The 14727-nt window shown below is 66.7% G+C and carries 12 protein-coding genes; 1 reads left to right on the top strand and 11 read right to left on the bottom strand.

What is annotated here, in order from left to right:
- Positions 1 to 33: 33 nt before the first annotated feature.
- The 5 genes from ACPT9U_RS07765 to ACPT9U_RS07785 form a co-directional block, all read right to left on the bottom strand.
- On the bottom strand, positions 34 to 816 hold the full coding sequence (locus tag ACPT9U_RS07765) for a VWA domain-containing protein (RefSeq protein ID WP_418365134.1): 783 nt from the start codon (positions 814 to 816) through the stop codon (positions 34 to 36).
- Between the two features lie 439 nt (positions 817 to 1255).
- Positions 1256 to 2164 carry a heme o synthase gene (gene cyoE / locus ACPT9U_RS07770; protein ID WP_435750476.1) on the bottom strand — a complete coding sequence of 303 codons (909 nt, stop codon included), beginning with the start codon at positions 2162 to 2164 and terminating at the stop codon, positions 1256 to 1258.
- An 81-nt stretch (positions 2165 to 2245) separates the two neighbouring features.
- On the bottom strand, positions 2246 to 3337 hold the full coding sequence (locus ACPT9U_RS07775) for a COX15/CtaA family protein (protein ID WP_435750477.1): 1092 nt from the start codon (positions 3335 to 3337) through the stop codon (positions 2246 to 2248).
- A 10-nt stretch (positions 3338 to 3347) separates the two neighbouring features.
- Complete coding sequence (locus tag ACPT9U_RS07780; protein ID WP_435750478.1) at positions 3348 to 3950, bottom strand: hypothetical protein; 603 nt, start codon at positions 3948 to 3950, stop codon at positions 3348 to 3350.
- Positions 3937 to 4833, bottom strand: a complete 897-nt coding sequence (locus ACPT9U_RS07785) for an SURF1 family protein (RefSeq protein WP_435750479.1) — start codon at positions 4831 to 4833, stop codon at positions 3937 to 3939. The genes ACPT9U_RS07780 and ACPT9U_RS07785 overlap by 14 nt, the downstream gene beginning before the upstream one ends.
- Positions 4834 to 4859: 26 nt before the next feature.
- Here ACPT9U_RS07785 and ACPT9U_RS07790 point away from each other — a divergent pair, with 26 nt between their 5' ends.
- Positions 4860 to 5081, top strand: a complete 222-nt coding sequence (locus ACPT9U_RS07790) for a DUF2909 domain-containing protein (protein WP_435750480.1) — start codon at positions 4860 to 4862, stop codon at positions 5079 to 5081.
- A 39-nt stretch (positions 5082 to 5120) separates the two neighbouring features.
- On the opposite strand, the gene ACPT9U_RS07795 is transcribed toward ACPT9U_RS07790, so the two are convergent.
- The 6 genes from ACPT9U_RS07795 to ACPT9U_RS07820 all read right to left on the bottom strand — a co-directional run bounded on the left by ACPT9U_RS07795 (position 5121) and on the right by ACPT9U_RS07820 (position 14547).
- On the bottom strand, positions 5121 to 6005 hold the full coding sequence (locus tag ACPT9U_RS07795; RefSeq protein ID WP_435750481.1) for a cytochrome c oxidase subunit 3: 885 nt from the start codon (positions 6003 to 6005) through the stop codon (positions 5121 to 5123).
- A 55-nt stretch (positions 6006 to 6060) separates the two neighbouring features.
- Complete coding sequence (locus ACPT9U_RS07800; RefSeq protein ID WP_435750482.1) at positions 6061 to 6588, bottom strand: cytochrome c oxidase assembly protein; 528 nt, start codon at positions 6586 to 6588, stop codon at positions 6061 to 6063.
- A gap of 27 nt (positions 6589 to 6615) precedes the next feature.
- Entirely contained in the window at positions 6616 to 8226 is a 1611-nt protein-coding gene (gene ctaD, locus ACPT9U_RS07805) for a cytochrome c oxidase subunit I (RefSeq protein WP_435750483.1), read from the bottom strand.
- 3 nt (positions 8227 to 8229) lie between these two features.
- Positions 8230 to 9396 (bottom strand): cytochrome c oxidase subunit II, encoded by a 1167-nt coding sequence (gene coxB, locus ACPT9U_RS07810; protein ID WP_435750484.1) that lies wholly within the window; start codon positions 9394 to 9396, stop codon positions 8230 to 8232.
- Between the two features lie 351 nt (positions 9397 to 9747).
- Positions 9748 to 10797: a Glu/Leu/Phe/Val dehydrogenase dimerization domain-containing protein gene (locus tag ACPT9U_RS07815; RefSeq protein WP_435750485.1), complete on the bottom strand. Its 1050-nt coding sequence runs from the start codon at positions 10795 to 10797 to the stop codon at positions 9748 to 9750.
- Positions 10798 to 10950: 153 nt separating this feature from the next.
- The gene (locus ACPT9U_RS07820) at positions 10951 to 14547 is read right to left on the bottom strand and encodes an indolepyruvate ferredoxin oxidoreductase family protein (RefSeq protein ID WP_435750486.1); all 3597 of its coding nucleotides are present in this window, start codon (positions 14545 to 14547) and stop codon (positions 10951 to 10953) included.
- Between the last annotated feature and the right edge of the window lie 180 nt (positions 14548 to 14727).

Consider the following 14727-nt stretch of genomic DNA (forward strand, 5'->3'; position numbering starts at 1 on the left):
CCTCTTGATTCACATCGAAGTTTCCGAAGTGCCTCAGGCGGCAGTCTGCAGCATACCTTCGTCGCGACGACGGCGCATGGCGGCCAGGCCGAACATGCCAAGACCAAGCAAGGCGAGGCTGGTGGGCTCAGGCACCGTGCCGCCACCCGTATCATCCACCACACGGCGGACCTTGGCGGCCAGCGCCCCTTCGTAACCCTCAAAACTGTTCACCGTCAGCACGAAACCCTGCTGCAGCGGATTCGGCAGGGCGCTCGGGTCGCTGGTCGTGACACCAGGATTCGGCGACACGAGGGCTTGAAGGTAGGTCAGATTGAACGAGCCGATCGCCTCGGCGCTGATGCTATCCCAACCGGCGGCGACGAGTGAGTTTCGCAGATCCAACGCTGCAGGCCCGGAGCTCGAACCATCGGTACTGATGTTCAGAAGACTCAAGTCTCCGAACCCCAAGCCCGTGTAGGCTGTCGTAAGCGCCGTGGTCGCGGTCGAGATGTTGGTGCCTCCGCCCGTGTAGGCGAGGCCGCGAATGATGTCTTGCAGGGACACCAGATTCCCGGAGGTGACGATCGTCGGCGCCAGATCCAGCGTCGCCGTGCTCGCAAAGGAGGAAACTGCGATGCGGTACTGGTTGGTCCCCGAAGTCGGGATCAAGGACAGCGCGTTGGCCAGCCCATTGACGACTGTGCTCCAGTTCGTCCCTCCGACGCTGCCGGAACGATCCAGCGCAAAACCCAGGTCGATCAAAGCTGCCTGCGCCGGCCCCACTCCCACGCCGAGGGCAATGACCACCCCGGCAAAGCATTTACGTAGCTTCATGTTGGCTTCTCCGCAAAGTATCCGAAAAACGACGGCACGGACAATACAAGCAGGAATGATGCCAAAAATAATTTACAGTTATATTTCATGGAGTTACGAAAACGCACGCTCCATCCCAGATTTGATGTGTAAATTCTTCCGACAGCACCGAACGCTGCTCCACACGCAGAAGCCCCCGGCTGCACTCCGAAGAGCCGACAGAATGTCGGAAACGAGCAGACGCCCTCGCAAGGCGCCCTGGGCGCGATCGAACCGAACCCCATTGCCCCTATCCGCCGCCCACAGCCTGCCGGCGGGCGCCGCACCGTACCCCGCCTGACCGAAGACCCGCCCGCAGACACAGGCGAAGCTGTCCGGCATCAGCGGCGTCGGCGACTGCGAGCTGGAGCACTATTGGGCGGCGATCCCGAAGTTGCTCGCCAAAGAGCGCGGCCCTCGATCACAGATAGTGATCCACCAGCAGCACGAGGAACAGCAGCATCAGGTGGGTGATCGAGAAGCGGAAGGTGCGGATCGCGGTGTCGGCACGCGGGGCGAACTTGAGCCGCCAGGCGTGGCGCAGGAACTGCAGGTTCAGCGCCAGGCCGCCGGCGAGGTAGAGCAACCCGCTCATCCCCACCAGATACGGCAGCAGGCACACCGCCAGCAGGAGCACGGTGTACAGCAGCACCAGGGTGCGGGTGAATTCGATGCCGTGGGTGACCGGCAGCATCGGCAGACCGGCGCGGCGGTAATCCTCGACCCGGTGGATGGCAAGCGCCCAGAAGTGCGGCGGGGTCCATGTGAAGATGATCATCATCAGCAACAGGGCCTCGGCACCGACGCTGCCGGCGATCGCCGTCCACCCCAGCACAGGCGGCAGCGCCCCCGCCACCCCGCCGATGACGATGTTCTGCGGCGTGGCGCGCTTGAGGAACACGGTGTAGATCACCGCGTAGCCGAACAGGCCGGCCAACGTCAGCCATGCGGTGAGCGCGTTGACCGTGACCAGCAGCAGCGTAAATCCCGCCGCGGAAAGTGCGAAGGCGAAGCTCACCGCCTGCGCGTTGCTGAGCCGACCGGAGGGAAGCGGTCGCATCCGCGTACGGGCCATGCGGGCATCGATCTTTTGGTCGAGCACGTGATTGAAGGCGGCCGCCGCACCCGACACCATCGCGATGCCCAGGCTCGCCACCGCCATCAACGCGGGATCGGGCAGGTCCTCGCTGGAGAGCATCATGCCCACCCAGGCGGTCAGCACCAGCAGCGCCACCACCCGCGGCTTGGTGAGCTGCCAGAAGGCGCGACCGAGCACGAGCGCCTCACCCAGGCTGGCCGCCACCGTCGGAATACGCTTGTAGCCGTCCATGTTCGTCTCCCCTTCATCTCACTACCGGGCCCGGTTCGCGGCATGGCGCCGCGCGCTTTACTTGGCGCCGCTTGACATCGCCTACCGGGCCTTCGCCGGGCTTTCAACCACCATCGCACACGAGCGCCTGACCGGCGACTGCCTGCAGGAAGCTGCGTTCCGCCCCGCCTGCACGTGCAAATGCCGGGTCAGCAGCACCAGGGTGGCAAGCAGGCAGGCGGCGGTGAGGTTGTGCGCGACTGCGTTCAGGAGTGGTACCTGGCCAATGACGTTGATCAGACCGAGCGTCACCTGCAGCGCGAGCAGCCCCCCGACACCGGCCGCCAACTGGCGCAATCGCGCGTCTGCCGCGTGGCGCCAGCACAGCAGCACCAGGCTGCCGACCACGCCGGTGGCGACCAGCGCGCCCATGCGGTGCAAGACGTGGATGCTCATGCGCGCCTCGTAGGGCAGCACGCCGAATTCATAGGTCTCGTGACCGAGCGGCAGGCTGAAGGCAGCGCGCAGCGAGAACTGGGCGCTCCAGCCGCTCTCGCAGAAGGGCAACTGGTAACACACCGCGGCCGCGTAGTTGGCCGAGGTCCAGCCTCCGAGCACGATCTGCGCCAGCAACACGACAAAGGCCAGCCAGGCGAGCGGCAGCAGGCGGGCGCCCCAGGGGCCGCCTGCTGCCGATTCCGGCGCGGGTCGCGGCAGCGTCGCGCCGACATCGCGGCCGAGTTCGAAGCGCAGCAGCGCCAACAACGACAGCAGCGCGAAACCGCCGCAGAGGTGCGCCACCACCACCACCGGCATCAGGTTCATGGTCACCGTCCACATACCGAGCGCAGCCTGGAACACCACTAGCCCCAGCAGCGCCGCGGCCAACCCGCGCCCGCGCGGCAGGCGGCGCGAGACGACGAAGATCGCCAGCACGCACAACCCGAGCAGGCCGGCAAGGTAGCGGTGCACCATCTCGTTGCGCGCCTTGAAGGGGTCGACCCGGGCGTCGGGAAAGCGCGCCTGCGCCGCGGCGATGTGCGTGTCGTGCACCGGGGGCGTGAGCCGGCCGTAGCAGCCGGGCCAGTCCGGACAGCCGAGCCCGGCATCGGTGAGCCGGGTGTAGGCGCCGAGCGCGATCACCGCGAGCGCGAGCACCAAGGTCGCAGTCACCAGCCAGCGCGCACGTTTCATCGCCACCTCCTCATACCCCGCTGCGGTCGTAGTTCATCAGCCTCAGCAGGTCGCTGCGGATTTCGCCCGCCACGCGCTGCGCCTGCGCAGCCCCCGGCTCAACCGCATAGCGCAGCAGCGCCAGGCCGCGCGGATCGACCAGCACGATACGCCCGAGGAGCGCGGTGTCGCTGATCTGCGCAGCCTGCCATGCGATATGTGGATAACGTGCCCGTGCCGCTGGGTCCTCCGCCGCCAGCACCAGCGCCTGCACCCGAGCCTGCTTGCGTCCGAGCCCGGCGTGGAGTTGCTGCAGGATCAACAGCGCCTGCTCGCAGCGCGTGGCCGGGGCGACTGCCCGGGTCGTCGTTGCACGGTCGCCATCCGTCCTGGCCGACGCATCCTGCCCGTCAAGACAAGTCAACTCGCCCTCCCCCGCCGGCACATAGACCAGATGCCATTGCCCGCCACCCTGCGCGGGCGGGGGCAGCAGGCGCAGCTCCTGCGTCAGCCACTCGCCGTGGTTGACCGTTGGTGCTGCGGCAAACCAACCAAAGCGCAAACTCGCCCATGCCGCCGCCAGCGGCACCAAGGCGCAGAGCAGGAACAGGCTGAGAAACTTACGGCTGCTCATGAGCGATCTCCCGAGAGGCGGCGGGCAACCGGCGCGCGCTGGCGGCGAGCGCGACGCCGATCACCGCCAGCGCGATCAGGCCCCACTGCAGCGCGTAGCCGCGGTGGCGCTCGGGTGGCAGCACCACCGGCCGGTAATGGACGTGGAAGGGCGAGCCCTGCTGCTGGTAGATCAGCCCGGGCGCCAGCGGCACCGCCAGCCAGCCCGCGAGTTGCGCCGGACCAGCCTGCTGGATGCGCATCGGCCAGCGCCCGTGGTCCTCGACGTTGGCACCGAGCAAGAGGCCGGTGACGTCGGTGCGGAAGACGCCCTGCACGCGCAGCTGCGACGGGATCGCCGGCACCGGCAGCGCATCACGCCCGCGCTCGGCCGCGATCCAGCCCAGATTGACCAGCGCCGCACGCGGCGCCGCGCCGCTGCTGCCCGCGGCGCGCGCATCGGCGACGTCTTCCACCGCGATCACCACGTCGTAGCCCGGCTGGCGGTCGACGATGCGGTTATCGACCAGCCAGACCATCGGCGCGATCCAGCGCGCTTCGAAGTCGAGCTGCATGCCATCGAGCGTGACCGGCACGCCCGGCGCCGCCCGGCCTTCGACCAGCGTGCGGGTCGAATCGCCGCTCTGCGCTGGGGTGGTGCGCGCGGTGGCCACACCGGCCGCCTCGCGTCCCACAGGCGCATGCAGTTCCGCCAGCCGCGCCAAGCCCACCGCGCCCTCGCGCTCCCACTGCGCGATGCGGGCCAGCGTCGCCAGCTTGTCCTCGCCGCGCTGCCACTGCCACACTGATAGCCCCGCGGGCACCGCGGCGACCGCCAGCACCGCGAGCACCCACGGCCAGCGCAGCACCCAGCAGTGGCCGAACGCGCTAACCTTCATCGCCATACCTCGCCACCCGCCGGAGAATCTTCATGACCAGCTCGCTCGCCATCAAGCTCGTGATCGTGGTGCTGCTCGCCCTGGTCGTCGTGAGCCTTTTCCAGGCGCTGCTCGTGATGCTGAAGGGCGGCGACAGCAGCACCCGGATGTCGAAACACCTCGGCCGCCGCCTCGCGTTCTCGGTCGCGGTGATGGCGCTTCTGCTGGCGCTGCTCGCCACCGGGGTGATCACGCCCAACGCCCGACCGTACTGAACCCGCCCATCTCGATCGCCTGCCCGCATCGCTCCGGCCTCACAGCACATAGACGAAGATAAACAGGTTCAGCCACACCACATCCACGAAGTGCCAGTACCAGGCCGCGGCCTGAAAGCCGAAGTGGTGCTCGGCGGTGAAGTGGTCCTTGATCACGATGCGCAGCAGCATCACCAGCAGGATCAGCGCGCCGATGGTGACGTGCAGGCCGTGGAAGCCGGTGAGCAGATAAAAGGTGTTGCCGTAGACGCCGGAGTCCAGGCGCAGGCCCAGGTCGTCGTAGGCGTGCATGTACTCGTAGCCCTGCAGGAACAGGAAGCTCACCCCGAGCAGCACGGTGATCGCGAGGAAGAGCTTGAGCCGCAGCCGATTGCCCTGCTCGATCGCCACGTGCGCCACCTGCAGCGTCACCGACGAGGCGAGCAGGATCAGCGTGTTCCACAGCGGCAGGCCCGACCACGGCATGGCCTGGGTCTCGGTGCCGCCGGGGGTCTTCAACAGCGGCCAGGCGGCCTCGAAGTCGGGCCACAGGATCTCGGCGGTCATGGCGTTGTTGCTGGCCCCGTCGAGCCAGGGCACCGACACCATGCGCGCATAGAACAGCGCACCGAAGAAGGCGAGGAAGAACATTACCTCGGAGAAGATGAACCAGCTCATGCACTGGCGGAACGAGCGGTCGAGCTGCGCGCTGTAGAGGCCCCGCTGGGACTCGTCGATGACCTTGCCGAACCAGCCGAACAGCGTCACCACCAGCAGACTGATGCCGCCAGCGAACACCCAGGGACCGGTGTGCGCATCGGGCTGGTCGAGCTGGCTGATCCAGGTCGCGCCGCCATAGCCGATCAGCAGCAGCGCGAGCGCGCCGACGATCGGCCAGGCGCTGTCGTGCGGCACGTAGTACTTCTCATGCGTGGTCGTGGTCATGTTGCCCCTCCCTTGCTGCGGGCCCGAGCGCAGCCTGCGCCCGGGCCGCATGACTTCAGCGACTCGCGGTCTGGCCCACACTGCGATACAGGCGGTAAGACAAAGTCATTGTCTTGAAGCGCGCAGGTAGCGCCGGATCGACGTAGAACTGCACCGGCATGGACTTGCGCTCGCCCGGCGCCAGCGGCTGCTCCTGGAAGCAGAAACATTCGATCTTCATGAAGTGGCGGGCCGCCTCGCCGGGTGCCACCGAGGGCACTGCGGTGGTCACGATCGGCTGGTCGCTGCGGTTCTCAACCATGAACTCGACCACCTGCAGGTCGCCTGGATTGAGCTGGATGCGCGCGGTCTGCGGCGCGAAGTCCACCGCCACGGTCGGATCATGGGTGGCGAGGAACTCGACCGTGATCTCGCGCCCGCGGTCGATGCGGTCCGGGGCCGCGGCGGCAACCTTGTCGGTCTTGCCGTTGATGCCGGTGATGTCGCAGAACACGTCGTACAGCGGCACGAGTGCAAAGCCGAAGGCGAACATCGCCACGCAGGCAAACAGCAGCTTGCTGATCAGGCTACGGTGGGCAGACATTGCACGTCCTCCCTGCGCCGCCGTCGCTTACTTCACGACCGGCGGGGTGTCGAAGGTGTGGTACGGCGCGGGCGACGGCACTTCCCACTCCAGCCCCTGCGCGCCTTCCCACACCTGGTCGGTGGCCTTGTCGCCGATGCCGCGCATGCAGCGCACCACGCCCCACACGAACAGCAGCTGCGACAGGCCGAAGAGGAAGCCGCCGATGCTCATGAAGGCATTGAGGTCGGCGAATTGCAGCGCGTAGTCGGGGATACGGCGCGGCATACCGGCCAGGCCGACGAAGTGCATCGGGAAGAACAGCATGTTCACCGAGATCAGCGAGCACCAGAAATGAACCTGGGCGAGGCGCTCGTTGTACATCACGCCGGTCCACTTCGGAATCCAGTAGTACACCGCGGCGATGATGCCGAACACCGCGCCGGTCACCAGCACGTAGTGGAAGTGGGCGACGACGAAGTAGGTATCCTGGTACTGGAAGTCGGCCGGGATGATGGCCAGCATCAGGCCGGAGAAGCCGCCGATCGTGAACAGCACGATGAAGGCGAGCGAGAACATCATCGGCACCTCGAAGCTCATCGAGCCGCGCCACATCGTCGCCACCCAGTTGAACACCTTCACCCCGGTGGGCACGGCGATCAGCATGGTGGCGTACATGAAGAACAGTTCGGCGACCACCGGCATGCCGGTGGTGAACATGTGGTGGCCCCAGACGATGAAGGACAGGAAGGCGATGCTGGCGGTGGCCACCACCATCGACTCGTAACCGAACAGCGGCTTGCGGGCGAAGGTGGGGATGATGCTGGAGACGATGCCGAAGGCCGGGAGGATCATGATGTACACCTCCGGGTGGCCGAAGAACCAGAAGATGTGCTGGAACATCACCGGGTCGCCACCGCCCGCGGCGTCGAAGAAGCTGGTGCCGAAGTACTTGTCGGTGAGCACCATGGTGACCACGCCGGCGAGCACCGGCATCACCGCGATGAGCAGGAAGGCGGTGATGAGCCAGGTCCACACGAAGAGCGGCAGCTTCATCCAGGTCATGCCGGGCGCGCGCATGTTCCAGATGGTGACGATGACGTTGATCGCGCCCATGATCGAGGACACGCCCATCAGGTGCACCGCGAGCACGAAGAAGGCGGTGGAGTCGCCGCTGTAGGTCGTCGACAGCGGCGCGTAGAAGGTCCACCCCGCCGCCGGCGCGCCGCCCTCCATGAACAGCGTGGAAAGCAGGATCGTGAACGCGCACGGCAGGATCCAGAAGCTCCAGTTATTCACCCGCGGCAGCGCCATGTCGGGCGCGCCGATCATCAGCGGAATCATCCAGTTGGCCAGGCCGACGAAGGCCGGCATCACCGCGCCGAACACCATCACCAGGCCGTGCACCGTGGTCATCTGGTTGAAGAAGTGCGGATCGACGAACTGCAGCCCGGGCTGGAACAGCTCGGCGCGGATCACCATCGCCAGGCTGCCGCCGATGAACAGCATGGTCAGCGAAAACAGCAGGTAGAGCGTGCCGATGTCCTTGTGGTTGGTGCTGAACAGCCAGCGCGCGAGACCGCGCGGCTTGTGGTCGTGGTCATGCGCGTGACCTGCAGCGCCGTGCGCGTCCAGGGTGCCTGTGATCTGGGTGCTCATCGCTTACTCCCCCTTCTCGATCGCGGCCGCAACATCGGCTGGCTGCACCATGTCGCCCTTGGCGTTGCCCCAGGCGTTGCGCTCGTAGGTGATGACGGTGGCGAGTTCCTTGGCGCTCAGCTGCTTGCCGAAGGCCTGCATCGCGGTGCCAGCCTTGCCGAACAGCACGATGTGGATGTGCGCGGCGGGGTCGCCGGTAGCGATCGCGCTGCCCTTCAGGCCTGGAAACACGCCGGCCAGGCCCTCGCCGTTGGGCTGGTGACAGGCCACGCAGGCGCGGTCGTAGACCTCCTGGCCGAGCGCCATCAGCTCGTCCATCGCCATCGGGCCGGCGGTCGCGGCCTCGGCCTTCGCCTGCTCGGCGGCCGCGACCTGCTGCGCCGCCCAGGCCTCGAAGTCCTCGGGGGTCTTCACATCGACCGCCACCGGCATGAAGCCGTGGTCGCGGCCGCACAGCTCGGCGCACTTGCCGTAGTACAGCCCGGGCTTGTCGACCCGCGTCCAGGTCTCGTTGATGAAACCGGGCACCGCGTCCTTCTTGATCGCGAAGTCCGGCACCCACCACGAGTGGATCACGTCGTCGGCGGTGAGCAGAAAGCGCACCTTCTTGCCGGTGGGCAGCACCAGCGGCTTGTCCACCGCCATCAGGTAGTCGGGGTCTTTCTCGGCCTCGTTGGCGATCTGCGCGCGTGGGGTGGCGAGCACCGAGTAGTACTCGATCGGGTAGTCGAGGTACTTGTAGTGCCACTTCCACTGCGAGCCGGTGACCAGCACGGTGAGCTCGGAGGCCGAGACATCCTCCATCGCGACCAGCGTGCGCGTGGCCGGCACCGCCATCGCAACCAGGATCAGCACCGGGATCGCGGTCCACAGGATCTCGATCTTCATGCTGCCGTGGAACTGCGCAGGCACCGCCCCCTTCGACTTGCGGTGATGCACGATGGACCAGAACATCAGGCTGAACACGACCAGCGCGATGGCGACGCAGATGTAGAAGATCGTCATGTGCAGGTCGAAGACCTGCTGGCTGATCTCGGTGGCGCCGCGCGTCATGTTGAAGCGGGCTTCCTGCGCGCCCGCCGGGACACTGGCCGCGAACAGCGTGGCTGCGGCCGTGGGATGGTTCAGATACGTCCTTGCTTGCCTCAACCCGGATGAATGGTGTCTCACTGCCGACCCCCTCTTATCGTTATGGGTGTGATGCCGCCGGAAAAGCGCAAATGAAGGTCTGCGGGCTCCCTGTGTACGTGTGTGAGATCTGGCGCGGGGACCGTGTTGGGGTGCGGCCGCCCGCCGCTCGCCACCTTGACGACCCGGCCAAGGCGACCGGGACTTTAGATTCACTATAAGCAGCAGAACCAGAAAGGCAAGGAAGGATGCGAACGAACGCGCAAGCCATTCGCATTAGCGCCTCCGGCTGATCCTGCCGGCCGCCGGGCCAAGCGCCGAGTCCACGGCAGGTCCGGCGGACCGAGAGTCGGTCGACACAGGGGCGCCCGATGCACGGCGCCCCTGCCCCGCTCAGCGCTTGAAGCGCTCCTCGGCGATGGCGTCCGCCACCTCGCCGGTTGGCCGCTCTTCCTTGCGCGCGCGCTCGAAGACCTCCATCAGATTGTCATGGATGCCCTCGATATGCTTGAGCAGCGCGCTGCGGTCGAAGCCGATGCGCTCGTGATAGACGTCGATGATGCCGCCGGCATTGATGACATAGTCGGGCGCATACAGGATGCCGCGCTTCATCAGCTCGAGGCCGTGGCGGGCTTCGGCGAGCTGGTTGTTGGCGGCGCCGGCGACGATCTTCGCCTTCAGCTGCGGGATGGTGCTGTCGTTGAGGATGGCACCGAGCGCGCAGGGGGCAAAGACATCGACGTCGAGGCTGAAGATCTCCTCCGGCGCGACCACCGTGGCGCCAAGCTCGCGGCTGGCCTGCACGAGCGGCTCGCGATGGATGTCGGTGACCCACAGCTGGGCGCCGGCTTCCTTCAACTGGCGGGCGAGGTCGTAGCCGACGTTGCCTACGCCCTGCACCGCCACGCGCAGGCCTTCGAGCGAGTCGCGACCGAGGCACTCCTTCACCGCAGCCTGGATGCCGATGAAGGTGCCGTAGGCGGTGGCCGGCGACGGGTCACCGCTGCGCGTGCCCTCGTCCGAGGGCTTGTCGTGGATGCCGGCCACATGCTGGGTGAATTGCGTCATGTACTTCATGTCGGCGACGCTGGTACCGGAGTCCTCGGCGGCGATGTAGCGGCCGTTCAGCTGCTCGAGCGCGCGTGCGAAGGCGGCCAGGAGCTCGGGTGTCTTCTGCGTGCGCGGGTTGCCGATGATCACCGACTTGCCGCCACCGAGCTTCAGATTGGCCATCGCCGACTTGTAGGTCATGCCGCGCGACAGGCGCAGCACGTCGCGGATCGCCTCGTCCTCGCTGGCATACGGCCACATACGGCAACCGCCGAGCGCGGGGCCGAGCTTGGAATTGTGGACGGCGATGATCGCCTTCAGTCCACTCTTGTCGTCGCTGACGAAGACCACCTGCTCGTGGTCGGCGAAGTCGCTCAGGGAAAATACGGCCATGCTGTGTCTCCTTCCTTGTGGGAACGTGGGTATGCGCCGTCCCGCCCGGCGCTGCTCGTGGCAGGCCGGGGCAGGCAGGCGGGGCGTGAAACGGGGTGTTCTGAATCGACGGATCGTGGGGAATAAGAAATAGGGGACAGACCCCATTGATCTTCAGCCGGGGATGATGGCGATGGTCTTGCGCGCCTTGGTTGCGAGCGGGGCGCTGGGCGGGCGGCGGTGGCGGAAGTCCTCGAGCAGGGCAGCCTGGCGCTTGCGGGCGCTGGCGAGGTAGCGCTCGCGCACGTGGCCATAGCCACGGATCTGGTCGGGGATGGCAGCCAGCTCGATCGCCGCTTCGTGGTTGCTGTGATCGAGGTTCGTGATGATCTCCTCAACCACGCGCTCGTAGTCGGCAATCAGCTCGCGGTCGAGCCTACGATCGTGGCTGCGGGCGAAGGGGTCGAGCATCGAGCCACGCAGGTGACGGAACTTCGCCAGCGTTCCCATCGCTTTGAGCATCCAGGGGCCGTAGGCCTTCTTCTTCAATTCGCCGGTCTGCGGGTCCTTGTCGGCCAGGGTGGGCGGGGCGAGGTGGAAGACGAGCTTGTAGTCGCCCTCGAACTGCTCCTCGACACGCTTGAGGAAGTCGGTGTCGGTGTACAGGCGCGCGACCTCGTACTCATCCTTGTAGGCAAGCAGCTTGTGGTAGCCCCGCGCGACCGCCTCGGTCAGCAGGGTGATGCCGGGCGCGAGCTTCGCTTCCGCGGCACGCACGCGCTCGACCAGCTTCGCGTAGCGCTTGGCGTAGGCGGCGTTCTGGTAGTCCGTGAGCTGGGCCTTGCGGCGGGCGATCACCTCGTCGACGCTGGTCGAGAGCTTGTGGTGTTCCGGCGTGCCGAACTGCGGCTTGGCCGCCTCAATCACCGCCTTCAGATCCAACGCCGCGCGCCGGCCCCACAGGAAGGCGGCCTTGTTGGCCTCGACCGCGGCGCCGTTGATCTCGATCGCACGCTCGATCGCCTGCCGCGACAACGGCACCAGACCGCGCTGCCAGGCATAGCCGAGCATGAACAGGTTGGTGGCGATCGAGTCGCCGAGCAGGTCGGTGGCGATGCGGGTGGCGTCGAGGAACTCGGCCTTGTCCGCACCGACCGCATCGACGATCTGCGCTTCCATCGAGGCCGCCGGGAACTGCGGATCCGGGTTGGCGCCGACGTTGCCGCTGCGCGCCTGGGCGGCGAAACCGCGCACGAACTCGCTGGTGTTGGTCTGGTCGCGGTTGATGACGACGCGGGTCAGGCCGTGCTGCATCTTGGCAAGCGACTCGTCGCTGGCCGCCACCACCAGGTCGCAGCCGATCACCGCGTTGGCCTCGCCGGCGGCGACGCGCGCGGCATGGAGCAATTCCTGGCGGTCGGCGATGCGCACATGCGACCACACTGCGCCACCCTTCTGCGCCAGACCCGCCATGTCGAGCACCGAGATGCCCTTGCCTTCGAGGTGGGCGGCCATGCCCAGCAGCGCGCCGATCGTCACCACACCGGTGCCGCCAACGCCGGTGATGAGGATGCCCCAGGGCGCGGAGGTGGACGGCAGCTGCGGCTCGGGGAGTTCGCCCGCAAGACGGCCGCCGAGTGCGCTCGCGCCGCTGGCTTTGCCCTTTCTCAGCTTGCCGCCCTCGATGGTGACGAAGCTCGGGCAGAAGCCCTTCACGCAGGAATAGTCCTTGTTGCACGAGCTCTGGTCGATGAAGCGCTTGCGGCCGAACTCGGTCTCGACCGCACCTACCGACATGCAGTTCGACTTGTCGCTGCAGTCGCCGCAGCCTTCGCACACATGGTCGTTGATGACCACGCGCCTGGCCGGGTCGGGGAAGGTACCGCGCTTGCGGCGGCGGCGCTTCTCGGCGGCGCAGGTCTGGTCGTAGATGATTGCGGTCACCGCCGGCACCGTGCGCAGTTCACGCTGCACGCCATCGAGTTCGTCGCGGTGGCGCACGCCGACGCCGTGCGGCAGGTCGGCCGGACCATAGGCGCGCGGCGTGCCGTCATTGACCACCACCACCGTGCCCACGCCCTCGGCGAGCAGTTGGCGAGCGATGATCGGCACCGACAGCGTGCCGTCGTGCGGCTGGCCGCCGGTCATCGCCACCGCGTCGTTGTAGAGGATCTTGTAGGTGATGTTCACCTTCGCCGCCACCGCCGCGCGGATGGCGAGGATGCCCGAGTGCATGTAGGTGCCGTCGCCGAGGTTGGCGAACACGTGTGGCGTCTCGGTGAAGGGCGCCTGGCCGATCCAGGGCACGCCCTCGCCACCCATCTGGCAGAAGGTCTGGGTGTGCTCGGGCGACAGCCAGGTCGCCATGTAGTGACAGCCGATGCCGGCAATCGCGCGTGAGCCCTCGGGCACCTTTGTCGAGGTGTTGTGCGGACAGCCCGAGCAGTAGTGCGGCACGCGCTGGATGGACAGCCGCGGCTTGGCAAGCGCGTCCTCCTTGGCTTCGATGAAGGCGAGCCGCGCCTTGATGCGGTCGGAGGTGTAGAAGCGGGCGATGCGGCCGGCGATGGCGCGGGCGATCATCGCGGGCGTGAGCTCACCCGCGGCGGGCAGCAGCCACTCCGCGTGCGGCAGGCTCCACTCCCCCTTCTCGTCGAACTTGCCGATGACACGCGGGCGCACCTCGTCCTTCCAGTTGTAGAGTTCCTCCTTGAGCTGGTACTCGAGGAACTGGCGCTTCTCCTCGATCACCAGAATCTCATCCAGCCCTTCGGCGAACTTGCGCACGCCTTCCGCTTCCAGCGGCCACACCATGCCGACCTTGTACAGGCGCAGGCCGATAGCGGCCGCCTTCGCCTCGTCGATGCCGAGGTCGTCCAGCGCCTGGCGCACGTCGAGGTAACTCTTGCCGCTGGTGATGATGCCCAGCCTGGCATTTGGGCTGTCGATGATGGTGCGGTTGAGATTGTTCAGGCGGCAGTATGCGAGCGCGGCATAGAGCTTGTGGTGCAGCAGGCGCTTCTCCTGCACCAGCGGTGGGTCGGGCCAGCGGAGATTGAGTCCATCCTCAGGCAGCGGGAAGTCCTGCACGCTCGGGATCAGCGTCTGCACCTTGAAGGGGTCGATATCCACCGACGAGGACGTCTCCACCGTGTCAGTCAGCGCCTTGAAGGCCACCCAGCAGCCCGAGTAGCGCGAGAGCGCGAAGCCGTGCAGGCCGTACTCCAGATACTCCTGGATACCGGCAGGCGCGAGCACCGGCATCATCAGCGCCTTGAACACGTGCTCGGTCTGGTGCGGCAGCGTCGAGGACTTTGCGGCGTGGTCGTCGCCGGCGATCACCAGCACGCCGCCGTGCTTCGACGTCCCTGCGGCGTTGGCGTGGCGGAACACGTCGCCGGTGCGGTCGACGCCCGGGCCCTTGCCGTACCAGATCGAGAACACGCCGTCGTACTTCGCATTCGGGTCCAGGTTGACCTGTTGCGTGCCCCACACCGAGGTTGCGGCGAGGTCTTCGTTCAGCCCGGCCTGAAAGCGGATGTGCATCGGCTCGAGATACTTCTTCGCCTTCCAGAACTCCTGGTCGACGTTGCCGAGCGGCGAGCCGCGATAGCCGGTGACGAAGCCGGCCGTGTTGAGTCCGGCGGCTTCGTCACGCATCTTCTGCATCATCGGCAGGCGCACCAGGGCCTGGATGCCGGTCATCCAGGCGCGGCCGGACTTGAGGGTGTATTTATCGTCGAGGCTGACGGGGGGCACGGTGTTCGACATGGTGGTGTGAACCGCCGCCGGAGAACACCTGCACGCGGGTGGCGCGCAGCGATCACAGGCAGGCGTTGTCTCCTTGGGTAGTGAGTTCTGTGGTTCGTCCGGTTTCCGCGGACAACGCATCGCATGCTACGGAGCGCGGAGGAAATAATTTTCCTGTTTTCGGCTGCGCAGCAACGAGAT

This window comes from Thauera sp. AutoDN2 (genome assembly GCF_051280715.1).
GTDB lineage: Bacteria > Pseudomonadota > Gammaproteobacteria > Burkholderiales > Rhodocyclaceae > Thauera.